A 14,748-nucleotide genomic window follows, 5' to 3' on the forward strand; every position below is an offset into this window, starting at 1 on the left:
ACTTTCTCAGCTTTCGTACGACGACCGGCTCGAGGGGCTGTGGCCAGAACGCGAACGGTCGGGCTGCGCGCGTCGTCGCTCGCGAGCTTTCCTGACGCGTACGTTAGACGCGCACCGCCGAGTAGCNAGCGAGCACCTTCGCGTCGTCGATGTCGCCATCGGCGGTAACGCTGAGCTTGCCGGTCTGGGCGCTGACCTGGATGTCCTTGATGCCAGGGATCTCACTGACCTCTTCGCGAACCGACAGTTCGCAGTGGCCGCAGGTCATACCGGTTACCTGGTAGTCATTCGAAGTCATTGGAGTTCCTCCTCGCGTTTCGATACCCCCACTGGGTACCTGCTCGAGTCCAACCATATACCCCCAGCGGGTATTCCGCGACGCGTCAAAAACCTTGCACGGCCCCCACTTCTGAAGGGGGTTGAGTGGTCGGTTTNCGTAGTGGTGGCGGTAGCGGGCCGCGGCGGCCGGATGGAGCGGCACCGGCGCCGTGTCGATGAGGTTCGCCGAAGTGAGGTATTGCACGCCGACCGAGCCCGCGGGCACGAGGCGCTCCGCATCGGCGATGAGCACGTCGACGAGCCCGGCGGCGACCTCGTCCGCGAGGTCGGGCCTCGCGAGCAGGTAGTTCGGCGTCCCCACTGTCGGGGTCTCGGCCGAGCTCCCGTACGCGCCCGACGGCAGCGCGGTCGCCAAGTAACTGCCCGGATGCTGCTCATCGAGCCCGGGCAGCGCATCCGTCAACTCGACAAATCGCACGCCCGGCGACGCCGTGAGCTCACTAATCACCGGCGCGGGAATGCCGCTCGACCAGAACAGCGCGTCGATCTCCCCCGCCACGAGCGCATCGCTCGCCGCTTGGATGCCAAGCTCAACCTCGTCGATCGCGTCGTCACCCTCGCGCAGACCCGCTACCTCGAGAATCAGTCGCGCGGTGTAGGCCGCGCCCGAGCTCGGTGCACCAACGCCCACACGGTGCCCGCGCAGATCGGCGAGCGCGACGATGTCGCTGTCGTGGCGCACGACGCACTGCAGATAGTTCTGATAGACGCGGCCAATGGCGACGAGGTCGTCGTCGCGCGAGGCCACCGAGTCGGCGAGGGCGATGCCGAGGTCGGCGCGGCCCGACACGAGCTGTTCAAGGTTGTCGAAGCTCCCCTTTGTCGCGCGTACCTCGAGCTCAGCAACCCCTGCCCTCGCGGCGGCATCCCGCAGCAGCGCGCCGAACTGCAAGTAAGTTCCGCCTGCCTCACCGCTCGCCATCGCGAGCGGCGTCGCCTCGCGCCGCAGGCCACACCCGCTTACGCCGAGCAGCGCGACGGTGCCGACCGCCACGAGAAATCCGCGTCTCGTCAGCCCGCTCACTGCGGCACCACCTCGACGCGCACGAGGAGACCGCCCGCGGCAGATCGGAGTACACGCATCTCACCATCGTGCGCGAGCGCGAGTTGGCGCACGATCGCGAGCCCGAGTCCGGTCCCGGGCAAGCCACGATGGCGATCGGACCGCCAGAAGCGGTTACCGGCCTGCGCGAGATCGTCGGTCTCGAGCCCGGTGCCATCGTCACCTACCTCGAGCACGGTGCTGCCCGCTTCGTCGCGCAGCGACACGGTCACGGTCGGCGCCCCGCCCGCGTACTTCGCCGCGTTCTCGAGCAGAATCTCGGTGATCTCGACGAGGTCGCCGAACGCGCCGAGCACCGGAACGCGCTCCCCCGCGATTGCTCGGATGCGCAGCCCGTCCGGCGCGTGCGCAGCTGCGACCACCTCGGCCGCGTTCGCCCGATCGGTGAGGTCGAGCTGCTGGGTCATGCTCGTCGGCGCCTCGCCGCTCGCGGCCGCCGTCGCGCGGTGCGAGGCATTCGCGAGCACGAGCATCCGGTCAACGATGTGCTCGAGACGATCGAGGTCGCCGTCAACGGCGCGCGTCTCTTCGCTCGGCGGCAGGCCGTCGATGCGCAGCCGAATGGCCGCGAGCGGGTTACGAAGCTGGTGCGAGGCCTCGGCGACGAAGCCGCGCTGCTGCTCGAGCGCATCCTCGACGCTGCCGGCCATGCGGGCGAACGAGCGCGCGAGCCGGCGCAGTTCGGGCGGCCCAGACCGCTCGGGCAGGCTCACGGCCCGATGTTCTTCAATCGCGTGCGTTGCCCGGTCGAGCGCGTGCACGGGCCGCAAGATCCAGTTCGTCCAGCGGTAGAGCGCGAGCAGCAGCGCGCCGAGCANGCACGAAACCGATCATTGTGATGAGCGCCCATGACGTCGTCACGTCGGTGCGGGCCTCGACGAGATTCGTCTCGACGACGACGGCACCGGCGGTCACGCCCGGGAGCCCCTCGAAGGGCGCTGCAAGCAGCGCCGTCGAATCGCTCCAGGGGCGGATGGTCGGGATCGTCAGCCGGGGCACGGAACGGCCCGCCGACAGCGCGAGCGTCGTGACGTCGTCGCGGTGCGTGTCGAGGCCACCGGAGTCGGCCAGCACGACACCGCGGCCGTCAATGACGGCAACGGCATCGCCATAGGTTTCGGCGAAGCGGTCAAGGTAGCTCTGGAGTTGGCCCGTATCGCCCGCCGTCACCGCGATTTCGGCTCGGCTGACGATCTCGTTCATCGCCGCCATGCGCTGCAGCGTCGCCTCGTGGGTGCGCGTCACGGCGATTCCATGGCCGGCCGTCACAAGAATCACGATCACCGTGATGAGGCCCAGAAGCACCGAGGGGATGAGCACCCGACGCCTCACGGCGCCGCCTCAAAGCGATAGCCGAAGCCGCGCAGGGTGGTGATGGTGCCGGGCGGCAGCTTCTGTCGCAACTGCGCGAGGTGCACGTCAACTGCGCGCGAACTCGTGGGATACTCGGGACCCCACACCCCGCGCACGAGCTCGGGCCGACTCACGGCCGCACCCACGTTGCGCGCAAGTTCCGCCAGCAGCGAGAACTCCGTCGGCGTCAGCGAGATTTCCGCGCCGTCGACCGTGGCGCTCCGCGCGCCGAGATCGACCGCGACCGAGCCCGCGCGAATCTCCTGCGCATCCGGCTGCCGCTGCACGTAGCGACGGCGCACCGCCTCGATGCGGGCGAGCAGTTCATGCACGCGCACCGGCTTGATTAGGTAGTCGTCGGCGCCCCGACGCAGCGCGACCACGGTCGAGCGCTCGTCGCCTCGCGCCGTGACGACGATCACCGACACCTCGCTGCGCGATCGCAGCAGTCGCAACGCCTCAAGCCCATCCATGTCGTCGAGGCCGAGGTCGAGCAGCACCACGTCGGCGCCCTGATAGCTCTGGAGGAGTCCGGCGCCGGAGGTCACGTGCGCGCACTGATGCTCGGCCCGCTGGAGCACCGCGGTGAGCGCGGCCGCGACCGAGGCGTCATCCTCAACCACCAGCACTCGCATGAGTGTCATCTTATGCGGCACCAGCACTCGGCGAGTGCGTGTTAAGGCCCCGTAAGGATTCCCGGCGGGCCGTTCTGCGCCTCGATACGGTAGCCAAGCGCCACCGTGGACGCAGATGTCGACGGTGGCGCAAGACCCGCACAACCCCGCATCCGATAGGACACGCATGTCGACGACAACCGCGCCCGCAGCATCGCTGCGGCGATCTATCTCCAATACCCTGAAGGGTTCGACCGGCAATCTTGTCGAGTGGTACGACGTCTACGTCTACTCAGTGTTCGCGACCTACTTCGAGTCACAGTTCTTCGATGCCGACGACAAGAACTCGACCATCTACGTGTGGGCCATCTTCGCGGTGACCTTCCTCATGCGCCCGATCGGCTCGTGGTTCTTTGGTCGCTATGCCGACCGTCACGGCCGCAAGCAAGCACTCACCGTGTCGGTGACGATCATGGCGATCTGTTCGTTTGCCGTGGCGATCACCCCGACCGCCGAGACGATCGGCATCGGCGCCGCGGTCATCCTCATTCTTTGCCGCCTGCTGCAGGGCTTCGCCACCGGTGGCGAGTACGGCACGAGCGCGACCTATATGTCCGAGGCCGCGATTCCCGGCCGCCGCGGTTTCCTCTCGTCGTTCCACTACGTCACCCTCGTCGGTGGCCACGTGCTCGCACAGACGACGCTGCTCATCATGGTGCTCACGCTCGACACCCAGGCGATCTCCGAGTGGGGCTGGCGCATCGCGTTCGGCATCGGCGGCGTCGCCGCGCTCGTCGTGTTCTGGCTGCGTCGCACCATGGACGAGTCGCTCTCGGCCGACATCATCGCCGAAACGAAGGCGGGCGGTGCAAAGGCCTCGGGCTCGATGCGCGAGCTGCTCGTGAACCAGTGGCGCCCGCTGCTGCTCTGCTTCCTCGTCACCATGGGTGGCACGGTCGCGTTCTACACCTACTCGGTTACCGGGCCAACGATCGTGAAGTCGGCGTTCGCCGGCGACGACGTCATCACGGGCACCGTCATCAACCTCATCGCCCTGACGATCCTGATGCTGCTGCAGCCGCTCGGCGGCTGGATCTCCGACATCATCGGTCGCAAGACACTGCTCGTGTTCTTCGGCATCGGCGGCGTGCTCTACACGTGGGTGCTGCTCACCCTGCTGCCGCAGCAGACGAGCGCATTCACGGCCTTCGCGATTCTCGTCGGTGGCTTCGTCATCCTTACCGGCTACACCTCGATCAACGCGGTCGTGAAGGCCGAGCTGTTCCCGTCGCACATCCGCGCGCTTGGCGTCGGCTTTGGCTACGCCATGGCGAACTCGATCTTCGGCGGCACGGCGCCCGTGCTCTACCAGGCGGCCGGCGCGGCCGAGCAGGTACCGATATTCATCGTCTACGTGACGGCCGTCATCGCCGCCTCGCTCGTCGTCTACGTCTTCTTCCTCAAGAACCACGGTCGCACCTGGCTCGACCACGAGCAGGAGCTCCACGCCGAGGCCGACGGCCACACCCTGGAGCGCCAGCCCAGCTAACGCCCCCTCCGGTCGCCCCTAGCAGTTGAGTGGTCGTTTTTTNATTCGGGATTGACTTGGATAGTTGTAACTGCAAGTATTTGGGGGGTTATGAACGAGAAACTTGCCGCCGATACCACCATGGGTGCCGTCACGCTGTTCGTCGCCGACCTCGACACGATGATCCGCTTTTACCGCGACGGCGTCGCGCTCGACCTCCTCGCACAGGAGGGCGACACCGCCTACCTCGGTCGCGGCGCCAAGACCCTCGTGATGCTCAAGCACTCCCCTGCGTTGAAGCACGCCGCGCCACACCAGGCCGGGCTCTTCCACACGGCCATCCTGTTCGACACCGAGGCCGCGCTCGCAGCATCCGTCTACTCGACCGCACAGCAGTACCCCGGCCAGTTCACCGGCAGCGCCGACCACCTCGTGAGTCGCGCGTTGTACTTCGACGACCCCGAGGGCAACGGCGTCGAGCTCTACTGGGACCGCGACCGCACGGAGTGGTCATGGGCCCACGGTCAGGTCGAGATGGACACCCTCTTTCTCGACCCCAACGCCTACCTCCGCGAACACCTCACCGAGGCAACCGTGGCGGCGCCGAACGTCGGCGACGCCACCGTCGGCCACGTGCACCTCAGCGTCGGCGACCTCGAGTCGGCCCGCGAGTTCTACGTCAACCAGCTCGGCTTCGACACGACCAACGACTTCCGCGGCGCGGCGCTCTTCGTCAGCGCCGGCGGCTACCACCACCACATGGCGATGAACATCTGGACCAGCCGCGGTGCCGGCCGCCGTCAGCCGACACTCGGGCTCGGTGAGGTCGATATCGTCGTGCCGACGCTCGACGAGGTCGGCACATTGACCGAGCGGATGCGCCACTACGGCGTCGATGCACGCAACGACGGCCGCTCGGTCACCTTCGACGACCCCTGGGCAAACCAGGTGCGCGTCACCGTCGCAGCCTAGGCCGTCTCGCCACCGCGGCGCCGCAGCATGAGGACCGAGTCATCGATCGTCGACGGCGTGCCGTCGGGCGCGGCAATCTCGCGCGGGCGCCGCTCGGCCACCTCGACCTCCCAGCCCGAGGGGTCGAGATCGAGCGCCGCGAGTTCGTCGTCGGGCTGAATGAAGTGGCCCGGCCCGTGCCCGGCTCCAGCGCCAGCGCCAGCGCCANCCCACCATGCCCGGCACCAGCACGCTCGGCAGCCCAGGCGGACGGCGCGGCGTGCGAGGTCAACAACAATCGACCCCCGGGGCGGATGCGCTCGGCAGCGGTCCGCAGCACGGCCGTGCGGGCGAGCGCGACGGGCGACTGGAAGAAGCTCGCGGTCACGAGATCGAACTCCTGGCCCGACAGCTGCTCGAGCGCATCACCAACATCAGCGGCGATGAACGTGGCACCGCTCACCCCGGCCTCGGCCGCCGCGGCCTGCGCCCGCGCCACCGCGCTCGACGAGAGATCGATGCCCGTCGCATCCCAGCCACAGGCTGCGAGCCAGAGCACATCCGCGCCCTCGCCGCAGCCGAGGTCGAGCGCGCGTCCCGCTGGCAGCGTGGCCGCGACGTCCTCAAGCACACGGTTGACGCGCCCCGACCAGACGCGCTCGCCGCCGTACTTCGCCTCCCAGTACTCGGCGGCGACGGCGCGTTCGCCATCCTCCTCGACGAGGAACCAGTTCACGATCGCGCCGGTCATGGTGCCGCTGCCGAGCGACATCGGCACGTTCGCCATCGGGGTGACGACGTTGCCGGTCGCCCACACGCGCGGGTGGCTGGTGAGTCCGGCCTGGTCGACCTTGATGACCGAGCCGAACGGCGTCTCGTCACGCACGAGTTCGAGCCCGGCGAGCATGCCATCGTGCGGCACGACCGCACCGGCGGCGAACACCGCGTCGACGTCGATCGAACGGCCGTCCTCGAGCTGAATCTGCTCGAGCGCCAGCTCGTCACCCGAGAACGCCACAACCGCGGCGTCGGCGACGACCTCGACGCCACGCGCGCGCAGGCGATGCGCGACCTCATCAGGTAACGAGACCGCAGGCACCACGAGCTCCCCCGCCGCGTCGCGTGCGCCGCCGACGAACACCGTCACGCGTTCGCTCAGTTGACGCACCAGTTGGGCTTGATGCAGCGCCGCCTCGCTCGTCACGAGCACGCCGAGACGCTGGTCGCGCACCTCATAGCCGTGGCAGTACGGGCAGTGCAGCACTGACAGCCCCCAGCGCTCGCGCAGACCGGGCACGTTCGGCAGCACGTCGGTGAGCCCGGTCGCCACAACGAGCGACCGGGTACGCACCGATGCGTCGCGGGTCACGACCTCGAGGGCATCGCCACGATCGCGCACCGTGGCAACCTCGGCCGAGCGGAACTCGACGCCGTAAGCGGCGGCCTCGTCGCGACCCCGAACGCGCAGCGCGGCGGGCTCGGCACCGTCGAAGCCAACGACGCCGTGCATGTGCTCGGCGAAGCGATTACGCCCACTGCCCGAATCGAGCACGAGCGTGCGGCGGCGCGAGCGCCCCAGCAGCTGTGCCGCCGCGAGGCCAGCCGGCCCCGACCCGATGATGATTGCGTCCCACTTTGAAGTCTGCATGATTCAAGGTTGCGCCGAACTTGTTATTCTTGCAATCCAGTTTGCAGAAATAGCAAGTTAGGAGCATCGCATGCACGCCGATCTCGAACTCCTCGGTGCCCGGATTCGGGCCGCCCGCCAGGCCCGAGGCATGACTCTCGCCGAGCTGGCCGCGGCCGCCGACATGTCGACGAGCACGCTCTCGCGCCTCGAGTCAGGCAAACGCCAAGCGAACCTCGAACTGCTGATCCCGATCAGCCGCCGCCTCGGCATCCGGCTCGACGACCTCGTGCATCCCACCGCGCCCGACCCGCGCGTGCGCCGCGACACCGAGGAGCGCAGCGGCATGCGCATCACGCCCCTGACACCCGAAGATTCGCCGGTGCAGACATTCCGCGTCACGTACCCGGCAACCGCGGAACTCCCCCAGCTCCGCATGCACGACGGCTACGAGTGGTGCTATGTCCTGACCGGCAAGCTGCGCCTGCGCGTCGGCGAGCACGATCTCGAGCTCTCCCCCGGCGAAGCGGCCGAGTTCGACACGCGCACGCCGCACGCGATGTCGGCGGCCGGAGGCGATCCCGCAACGGTGCTCAGCATTTTCAACCAATCGGGCGAGCGGATGCACACCCGGCTCGGCGAAGCGGGCGCGGCCCCCAGCGCCGGCAAGTCCGCGACCGAGAGCTAGTTCAGCTCGCCACGGCCGCCGACGCTGCGCCGAATGAGCCTTAACCGGTGCGGATCGGCCCGGTGCCCGAGGCCGCGAGCGCGCGATCCCGAGCCGCCCGCTCCTCCTCGGTCACCGAGGTGGAAGCGCCAGCACCCTGGCGACGGTCACCGGCGAGGCTGAACAGCACGAGCACGAACCCGACGCTCGCGAGCGTGAAGCCGACCCAGCCCGGCGCGAAGTAGCCGAGCCCCTGGGCGATAACGAGCCCGCCACCCCACGCACCGATGCTGTTGCCAATATTGAAGGCCGCGTGATTCGTCGCCGCGCCGATGAGCGGGGCATCACCGGCGAGCGCGATGAGCCGCGACTGCACCGACGGCGTGAGTGTCGACGAGGTGCCTGCAACGAGCGGCATGAGCACGAAGAGCAGCACGGGCGTCGTCGCGAGGGTTGAGAACAGTGCGAACATCGTCAGCAGGGCGATGAAGCCAGCGACGATGCTGCCGCGCGGGAAGCGATCGCTGAGCCAGCCACCGACGAAGTTGCCAATGGTCATGCCGACGCCGACCATGGCGAGCAGCCACGGTACCTGCGACGCTTCGAGGCCGACGCCAAGCACCGCGATGTCGGCGATGTAGGAGTACACGGCAAAGAAGCCGGCGAAGCCGATCGCGCCGATGAGGATCATGAGCAGGAATGGCCAACGCGTGTACGCACGCAGCTCGTCCTTGGGGTTGCGCTCAGGCGTGCCGGCAAGGCGCGGCAGGCTCAGCCAGGCAAGCAGCAGCGACAGAGCAAAGATGCCCGCGACGGCGACGTAGGCCCATCGCCAGCCTGCGGTCTGGCCGAGCCAGGTGCCGAGCNAAAGATGTTCGCGATCGTCAGGCCCGAGAGGGCGATCGAGATGCCGAGCCCCTGCTTGCCCGGCCCCATGATGCGGGCGGCGAGCAGCGACGCGACGCCGAAGTAGGCGCCGTGCGGCAGGCCGGACAGGAAGCGGGCGATCGCGGTCATCGCGAAGTCGGGAGTCAGCGACGAGAGCGCGTTGGTGATCGCGAGCGCCGCGAGCAGCAGCATCGCGAGGCGGCTCTGCGACATGCGCGAGCCGAACACGGCGATCGTCGGCGCTCCCACGACCACACCGAGGGCATACGCCGTCACGAGCCAGCCGGCGTCGGCGATCGCCTGCTCGCGGTGGCTCTCGAACGCCGGCACGAGGTCGGCAGCAATCTGCGGCAGCACACCCATCGTGCTGAACTCGGTGGTGCCGATGGCGAACCCACCCAGAGCGATCGCGAACAGCGCCAGCAGTGTGCGCGCCTTCGACATCTGAGGCATCTCGAGACCTTCCCACGGTTTGAACGGACGTGGAGCCTCGTTGCGCCAGGTGCCAAGACTACGACGAAATCGCGGTACGAAACAGACCTGGAGGTTCGCTGGGCGCGCACGGGCGCCGCTCGCCCAGCCGACTACCCCTGGCCGAGTTGCATGGTGCCGTTGTCAATGACGGCCTGCGCGCTCTCGATCGATGCAGAGCGGTAGGTGCCTGACGAACGAGCTTCGATCAGCGCGGCGTGCTCGGTCGTGAGCACGATGCGCTGCAGCTCCGCGTGCTGCGCCCGCACCCCGTCCGCTCGGGTGTGCTCGAGCAGCTGCGCATCGCCCTGTTCGAGCATCATGGTGTTGCGGTCGAGGATGCTCTGGAGGATCTTTTCGTCGAACTTCGAGCCGTCCGGGCGGCGCAGCTCGGGGCTGCGCAGCGCGTCGTTGGTCGCGGCCGCGAGCTCGCGCAGCAGCCGGATGCGCTCTCGCGCGAGTTCTTCCTCCGGCGTCCCCCGCACGCCGAGCAGCCGGATGAGCAGGGGCAGCGTGCCACCCTGCAGCACGAGGGTCACGATGGCGACGGTGAAGGCGATGAGCACGAGCTGCGGTCGGTACGGGATGTCAACCGGCAGGTTCTGGGCGGCCGCGAGCGTGACGACGCCGCGCATCCCCGACCACGCGAGCACCGCCCCGCCCCGCCAGTCCAGCCCCTCGTTGACGTAGAACTTTGCGTCGGCGACCCGATGTCGAATCGCCCGCTCGATGCGCGGCGAGGTCGCGTGCAACGTACGCTCGGGGTCGTCAATGGTCGAAATCACCCGTTTGTAGGCGGTTATTCGGTCTTGGTGCTTCGCCTGGTTTTGCCCCAGCCAGTACACGAGGGGCACCATAAACACCGCCCGGAGCAAGATCAGCGCGACAGTGGCCATGAGGCCAATGCCGATGGTGGCAGCCACGCCGAAGTCGGCCGAGTCGACGCCCTCGAGGATGTGCGTGAGCTGCAGGCCCATGAGCAAGAACACGCCGTTCTCAAGCAGCAGCTGAATGGTGCGCCAGTTCGTGCGCTCGGATATTCGGTCTTCCGCACTGAGCTTGCGCGGGCCCAACGCGCCAGTGACGAGGCCGGCCGTCACGACCGAAAGCACGCCCGAGGCGTTGAGTTCCTCGGCTGGCAGGTAGGCGAGGAAGGGTACGACAAACGACACGGCCGTCGTGAGCTGCACCTGGCTGATCCTCGAGCGGAAGTAGGTGGCCACCAGGCCGACCACGGCGCCGATCACGATGGCGACGATGACGGCGTAGCCGAAGTCGACCACCGCATCCCACGCCGAGAAGGTGCTGCCGATCGCGGCAATCGCCGAGCGCAGCAGCACGAGCGCGGTCGCGTCGTTGACGAGCCCCTCGCCCTCAAGAATCGTGACGAGGCGGGTCGGCAGGCCGAGCTTCTTACCGATCGAGGTCGCCGCGACGGCGTCGGGCGGGCTGATGACGGCGCCCACCGCAACCGCCGAGGCGAACGAGAGGTTCGGGAACACGAGGTAGATGAGGGCGCCAGCACCGAAGGCCGAGACGAGCACGAGCACGACAGAGAGGGCCGAGATCGTGCCGAAATTGCGCCGGAAGTCGGTCGTCGGCATGTTCACCGCGGCGCCGTAGAGGATGGGTGGGAGCACGACCGCGAGGATGAGCTCGGGCTCGACCTCGAAGTCCTCCATGCCGGGCAGGAAGCTCACGCCGAGGCCGAGTAGGGCCACGATGATCGGCGCGGCGACACCCAGCCGCGATGCGAACACCGAGCCGAGCACGATGACGAGCACGCCAATGACGACAAATAGCTCGGTTTGGAGCGCGACTCGTTCCTATTCTTCTCGGGAAACGGCTCGGCGGGGACGTCGGTAGCGCTCCGTCGTCCCCGCCGTTGTGAACATTAGGCGGTCACACCCGCAGATTCGCTGGCTTCTGCCTCCTCATTCGCGACCGTCGTGGCGAGGTTCTTCTCTTTCACGAAGGACACGAGCACGAGGCCGACCAGCACGAGCGGCACGATGTAGAGCAGGATCGGCAACAGTGCTTCGTTGTACGCCTCGATGATCGGCTCGCGCACGACATCCGGTAGACCGTTCACTACCGCGGGCGTGAGCGAGGTCGCACCCAGCTCGCCGGTCGAGTCCGAGGGCAGCTGCGACATTTTCTCGGTCAGCAGGTCGACGAGCCGCGCCGAGAAGAACGAGCCGACGACAGCCGAACCGATCGTTGCTCCCACTTGGCGGAAATAGTTGTTCGCGGCGGTCGCCGTGCCGACGACGCGGCCCGGGAACTCGTTCTGCACGACGAGCGTGAGGATCTGCATGCTGAACCCGATGCCGATACCCATGACCGCGAGATACGTGCACATCAGCCAGATCGGCGAGTCAACGGCGAGCGTCGATAGCAGCGCGAGGCCGGCCGAGAGGATCACGAGGCCAACCAGCGGGAACGCCTTGTAGCGACCCGTGCGCGACACGACCTGGCCCGAGACGATCGAGGTGACGAGCAGCGCGCCCATCATCGGGGTCATGAGCAGGCCCGCCTCGCTCGCCGTCACCCCGGTGACCATCTGAATGTAGGTTGGCATGTAGCCGAGGGTGCCGAACATCGCGATGCCGACCGCCAGGCTTGCACCGGTGGTGAGCAGGAAGTTGCGGTTCTTAAACAGGTACCCCGGAAGAACAGGGCTCTCGGCCTTGCGCTCGACGAGGGCGAACGCAATGACCGCCACCACGGCGCCAGCAATGAGGCCAATGATCGTGGGCGAGTTCCAGTCGTAGGTGGTGCCACCCCACGTGCACACGAGCACGACGGCCGTGGTCGCGGCGGCGATGAGCGCCATGCCCAGGTAGTCGATGCGAGGGATCTCGCGCTCGCGCTTGTGCGGGTGCAGGAAGAGCAGCACGGCCACGATCGCCAGCACGGCGAGCGGGATGTTCATCCAGAAGGCCCAGCGCCAGCCGGGTCCGTCGGTGAGCCAGCCGCCGACGAGCGGGCCCGCAACCGAGCAGACGGCGAACACGGCGCCGAAGATACCCATGTACTTGCCGCGCTCGCGGGCCGGGATGACGTCGGCCATCGCAGCCTGCGAGAGGATCATGAGGCCACCGCCGCCAAGGCCCTGAATGACTCGGGCGATGATGAGCCACTCCATGTCCTGGGCAAGGCCACCAATAACGGAGCCGACCATGAACAGGGCGATCGCGACGACGAGGATGGTCTTGCGACCGAAGATGTCGCTGATGCGGCCGTAGATCGGCATCACGACGGTGCTGGCAAGGATGAATGCGGTCACGACCCAGGCCATGTGGTCGGCGCCGTTGAGCTCACCCACGATCGTCGGCAGCGCCGTCGAGAGCACGGTCTGCCCCAGGGCAGACATGAGCATGGTGACGAGCAAACCGACAAACAGCATGACGATGCTCTGCTGTTTCTCGGGCTGAGCCTGCGGGAGTACACCCGCGGTTGGGAGCGTCTTGGTCATTCCACTTCTTTCAATGCGGCTCGGAAGGCCCGAATGGTTGGTTCGAATGCCTCGCGCGTTGGATTATCAAAAATGTCGGGGTTGCGGCGGAAGCTGTACTTCAGCACCGCACCCGCGAGGGTGATCACGGCTTCGGCGAGCGCGGGCGTCTCGCCTTCGCCCTCTCCGGTTTCGGCGAGCTTGTCGATGGCAAGCTCGGCGACTTTGTCTTGAATCTCTTGAAATCGCTGGTGCATGCGCTCGCGCAGCTCGGGATACTCCGTCGCGAGGCGGTGGAGTTCCTGACGACTCGTGCCGCTCTGTCGCATGTTCAGCGTCGTGCGGGCGAGGAGGACGACGATGCGGGCGAGCCGGTCGCCGCTGTCGCGGTTCTCGAAGAACTCGTCGATCGCCTCGGCGGGGATGATCGTCTCGGCGAGGCCGAGCACCGCANTCTTTGGTGGCGTAGTAGTTGAACAGCGTGCGCCGAGACACGCCGGCACGGTCCGCGATGGCAGCGATCGTCGTCGCGGCGAAGCCATTCGCCTCGACGAGATCGCGCGCGGCCTCGTGGATTTGCTTCAGCGACTCTTGCCGCTGGCGCTCCCGAAGCCCGGGTGCCGGTGCACACTCAGCGACCTGATCAGTCGAAATTGAATTTTGCACTCGTGCATCTTATGCACTGATGCACCTTGATGGCAAGCGGCACGCACAACAAACTCCCCACCACGATTCGTACTGGGGAGTTGTGTTTGCGTCGAACGGCTAGAGCTCCTGCGCGAGCAGGGCCTCTTTGAGCTGTTTGCGCGCGCGATTGAGCCGCGAGCGAACCGTCTGCACGGGCACCCCCTGATACTCGGCGATCTGCTCGTAGGTGTAGTCACCGAACTCGCGCAGGACGAGCGCCACCCGGAACTCTTCACCGAGGGTGCTGATCGCCTGCTGCACCCGGTCGCGCACCGCGTGATCCTCCGCGAAGTCCGGCCCGCCGTCGCCCTCAAACACGAACTCGGCGTCGTCATCGACCGTAATCTCGCGGCGCTTACGCACCAGCGCCAGCGCCGCGTTCGTCGCAATGCGGAACGCCCAGGTGCTGATCGAGGCTTCGCCGCGGAACTTCGGCAGGTTCTGCCAGATCGCGATCATCGCATCCTGTAGCGCATCCTCCGCATCCGCCCGATTGCCGATCGTGCGCACGCACACAGCGAAGAGCCGGTCGCGATACGGATGCAGCAGCGCACTGAACGCGGCACGGTCCCCCTGCTTCGCCTTTGCCAGCAGGGCGGCTTCGGTGGCGGATGCGGCCAAGATTGCGTCTTCCTTTACGTCGATTCCCCCGGATCCATCGCGGTACCGATCGGGGGCCGCGACGCGTAATTGTTTGATCGTAACCGCCACAAGCTAACGAGAGTCTCCACACCCGCCAGACGTACGCGGGGATTCACCCAAAGACGGATGCGACGGTCAGGCGAAGTTCCTCATGATGTTCTTGTTGCCGCGGGAACTTTCCGCGCATCCGGCACATCCAATCTTCGTTCTGCACGCCAGATACAGGGAGAACCCAATGACTACCAACGGACCCGAAGCAACGAACGGCTACGCAAGCCAGACCGGCTACGACACCGACGGGGACGGCAACGTCGAGACCGTCGAGTACGACGTCTACGGCAACGGTGAGGTCGACGAGACGCACTACGACACGAACGCCGACGGCAAGGTCGACGACATCTACTCGGACACCGATGGCGACGGCTACATTGACGCCCGCTTCATCGACACCGACGGCGACG

At 67.2% G+C, this 14,748-nt stretch carries 12 protein-coding genes and 3 pseudogenes; 4 read left to right on the forward strand and 11 right to left on the reverse strand.

The window, feature by feature from the left end; genetic code table 11:
• Positions 1-103 precede the first annotated feature (103 nt).
• The 4 genes and pseudogenes from ID132_RS13380 to ID132_RS01440 all read right to left on the reverse strand — a co-directional run bounded on the left by ID132_RS13380 (position 104) and on the right by ID132_RS01440 (position 3,390).
• Complete coding sequence (locus tag ID132_RS13380; protein WP_235988213.1) at positions 104-298, reverse strand: heavy-metal-associated domain-containing protein; 195 nt, start codon at positions 296-298, stop codon at positions 104-106.
• Positions 299-457: 159 nt separating this feature from the next.
• A pseudogene (locus ID132_RS13385) lies at positions 458-1,363 on the reverse strand (TAXI family TRAP transporter solute-binding subunit); the annotation flags it as partial.
• A complete protein-coding gene (locus ID132_RS01430; RefSeq protein WP_328743387.1) occupies positions 1,360-2,163 on the reverse strand; it encodes a sensor histidine kinase in 804 nt (267 codons plus the stop codon). The gene ID132_RS01430 and the pseudogene ID132_RS13385, both read right to left, overlap by 4 nt.
• Positions 2,164-2,730: 567 nt before the next feature.
• Positions 2,731-3,390, reverse strand: a complete 660-nt coding sequence (locus tag ID132_RS01440) for a response regulator transcription factor (protein ID WP_125106320.1) — start codon at positions 3,388-3,390, stop codon at positions 2,731-2,733.
• 166 nt (positions 3,391-3,556) lie between these two features.
• On the opposite strand from ID132_RS01440, the gene ID132_RS01445 reads away from it, so the two are divergent.
• Complete coding sequence (locus ID132_RS01445) at positions 3,557-4,918, forward strand: MFS transporter (RefSeq protein WP_193127669.1); 1,362 nt, start codon at positions 3,557-3,559, stop codon at positions 4,916-4,918.
• 90 nt (positions 4,919-5,008) lie between these two features.
• Complete coding sequence (locus ID132_RS01450; RefSeq protein WP_193127670.1) at positions 5,009-5,869, forward strand: VOC family protein; 861 nt, start codon at positions 5,009-5,011, stop codon at positions 5,867-5,869.
• Here ID132_RS01450 and ID132_RS01455 read toward each other — a convergent pair.
• Positions 5,853-7,496, reverse strand: a complete 1,644-nt coding sequence (locus ID132_RS01455) for an FAD-dependent oxidoreductase (protein WP_211198193.1) — start codon at positions 7,494-7,496, stop codon at positions 5,853-5,855. The genes ID132_RS01450 and ID132_RS01455 overlap by 17 nt on opposite strands.
• A 70-nt stretch (positions 7,497-7,566) precedes the next feature.
• Between ID132_RS01455 and ID132_RS01460 the strand changes: the two genes are divergently transcribed.
• The gene (locus ID132_RS01460; RefSeq protein ID WP_125106324.1) at positions 7,567-8,163 is read left to right on the forward strand and encodes a helix-turn-helix domain-containing protein; all 597 of its coding nucleotides are present in this window, start codon (positions 7,567-7,569) and stop codon (positions 8,161-8,163) included.
• A 40-nt stretch (positions 8,164-8,203) separates the two neighbouring features.
• Here the strand turns inward: ID132_RS01460 and ID132_RS14570 are convergent.
• The 6 genes and pseudogenes from ID132_RS14570 to ID132_RS01485 form a co-directional block, all read right to left on the reverse strand.
• A pseudogene (locus ID132_RS14570) lies at positions 8,204-9,483 on the reverse strand (MFS transporter).
• Between the two features lie 131 nt (positions 9,484-9,614).
• Positions 9,615-11,285: a cation:proton antiporter gene (locus ID132_RS01470; RefSeq protein WP_328743372.1), complete on the reverse strand. Its 1,671-nt coding sequence runs from the start codon at positions 11,283-11,285 to the stop codon at positions 9,615-9,617.
• Between the two features lie 110 nt (positions 11,286-11,395).
• Positions 11,396-12,979, reverse strand: a complete 1,584-nt coding sequence (locus ID132_RS01475) for an MDR family MFS transporter (RefSeq protein ID WP_193127671.1) — start codon at positions 12,977-12,979, stop codon at positions 11,396-11,398.
• Positions 12,976-13,407 (reverse strand): hypothetical protein, encoded by a 432-nt coding sequence (locus ID132_RS01480; RefSeq protein WP_235988202.1) that lies wholly within the window; start codon positions 13,405-13,407, stop codon positions 12,976-12,978. The genes ID132_RS01475 and ID132_RS01480 overlap by 4 nt, the downstream gene beginning before the upstream one ends.
• A gap of 19 nt (positions 13,408-13,426) precedes the next feature.
• Positions 13,427-13,624 (reverse strand): annotated as a pseudogene (locus tag ID132_RS14575) (TetR family transcriptional regulator); the annotation flags it as partial.
• Between the two features lie 99 nt (positions 13,625-13,723).
• Positions 13,724-14,266, reverse strand: a complete 543-nt coding sequence (locus ID132_RS01485) for an RNA polymerase sigma factor (RefSeq protein WP_193127672.1) — start codon at positions 14,264-14,266, stop codon at positions 13,724-13,726.
• 256 nt (positions 14,267-14,522) lie between these two features.
• Here ID132_RS01485 and ID132_RS01490 point away from each other — a divergent pair.
• Positions 14,523-14,748, forward strand: a 226-nt coding sequence (locus ID132_RS01490) for a hypothetical protein (RefSeq protein ID WP_235988203.1), incomplete at its 3' end; no start/stop codon positions are given.

Source organism: Gulosibacter sediminis (assembly GCF_014904065.1).
Taxonomy (GTDB): Bacteria; Actinomycetota; Actinomycetes; order Actinomycetales; family Microbacteriaceae; genus Gulosibacter; species Gulosibacter sediminis.

Bases quoted from the DNA above. Each gene is read 5' to 3' on its own strand.
- ID132_RS01440 (WP_125106320.1), bottom strand. From the start codon at position 3,390: ATGCGAGTGCTGGTGGTTGAGGATGACGCCTCGGTCGCGGCCGCGCTC.
- ID132_RS01445 (WP_193127669.1), top strand. From the start codon at position 3,557: ATGTCGACGACAACCGCGCCCGCAGCATCGCTGCGGCGATCTATCTCC.
- ID132_RS01450 (WP_193127670.1), top strand. From the start codon at position 5,009: ATGAACGAGAAACTTGCCGCCGATACCACCATGGGTGCCGTCACGCTG.
- ID132_RS01460 (WP_125106324.1), top strand. From the start codon at position 7,567: ATGCACGCCGATCTCGAACTCCTCGGTGCCCGGATTCGGGCCGCCCGC.
- ID132_RS01475 (WP_193127671.1), bottom strand. From the start codon at position 12,979: ATGACCAAGACGCTCCCAACCGCGGGTGTACTCCCGCAGGCTCAGCCC.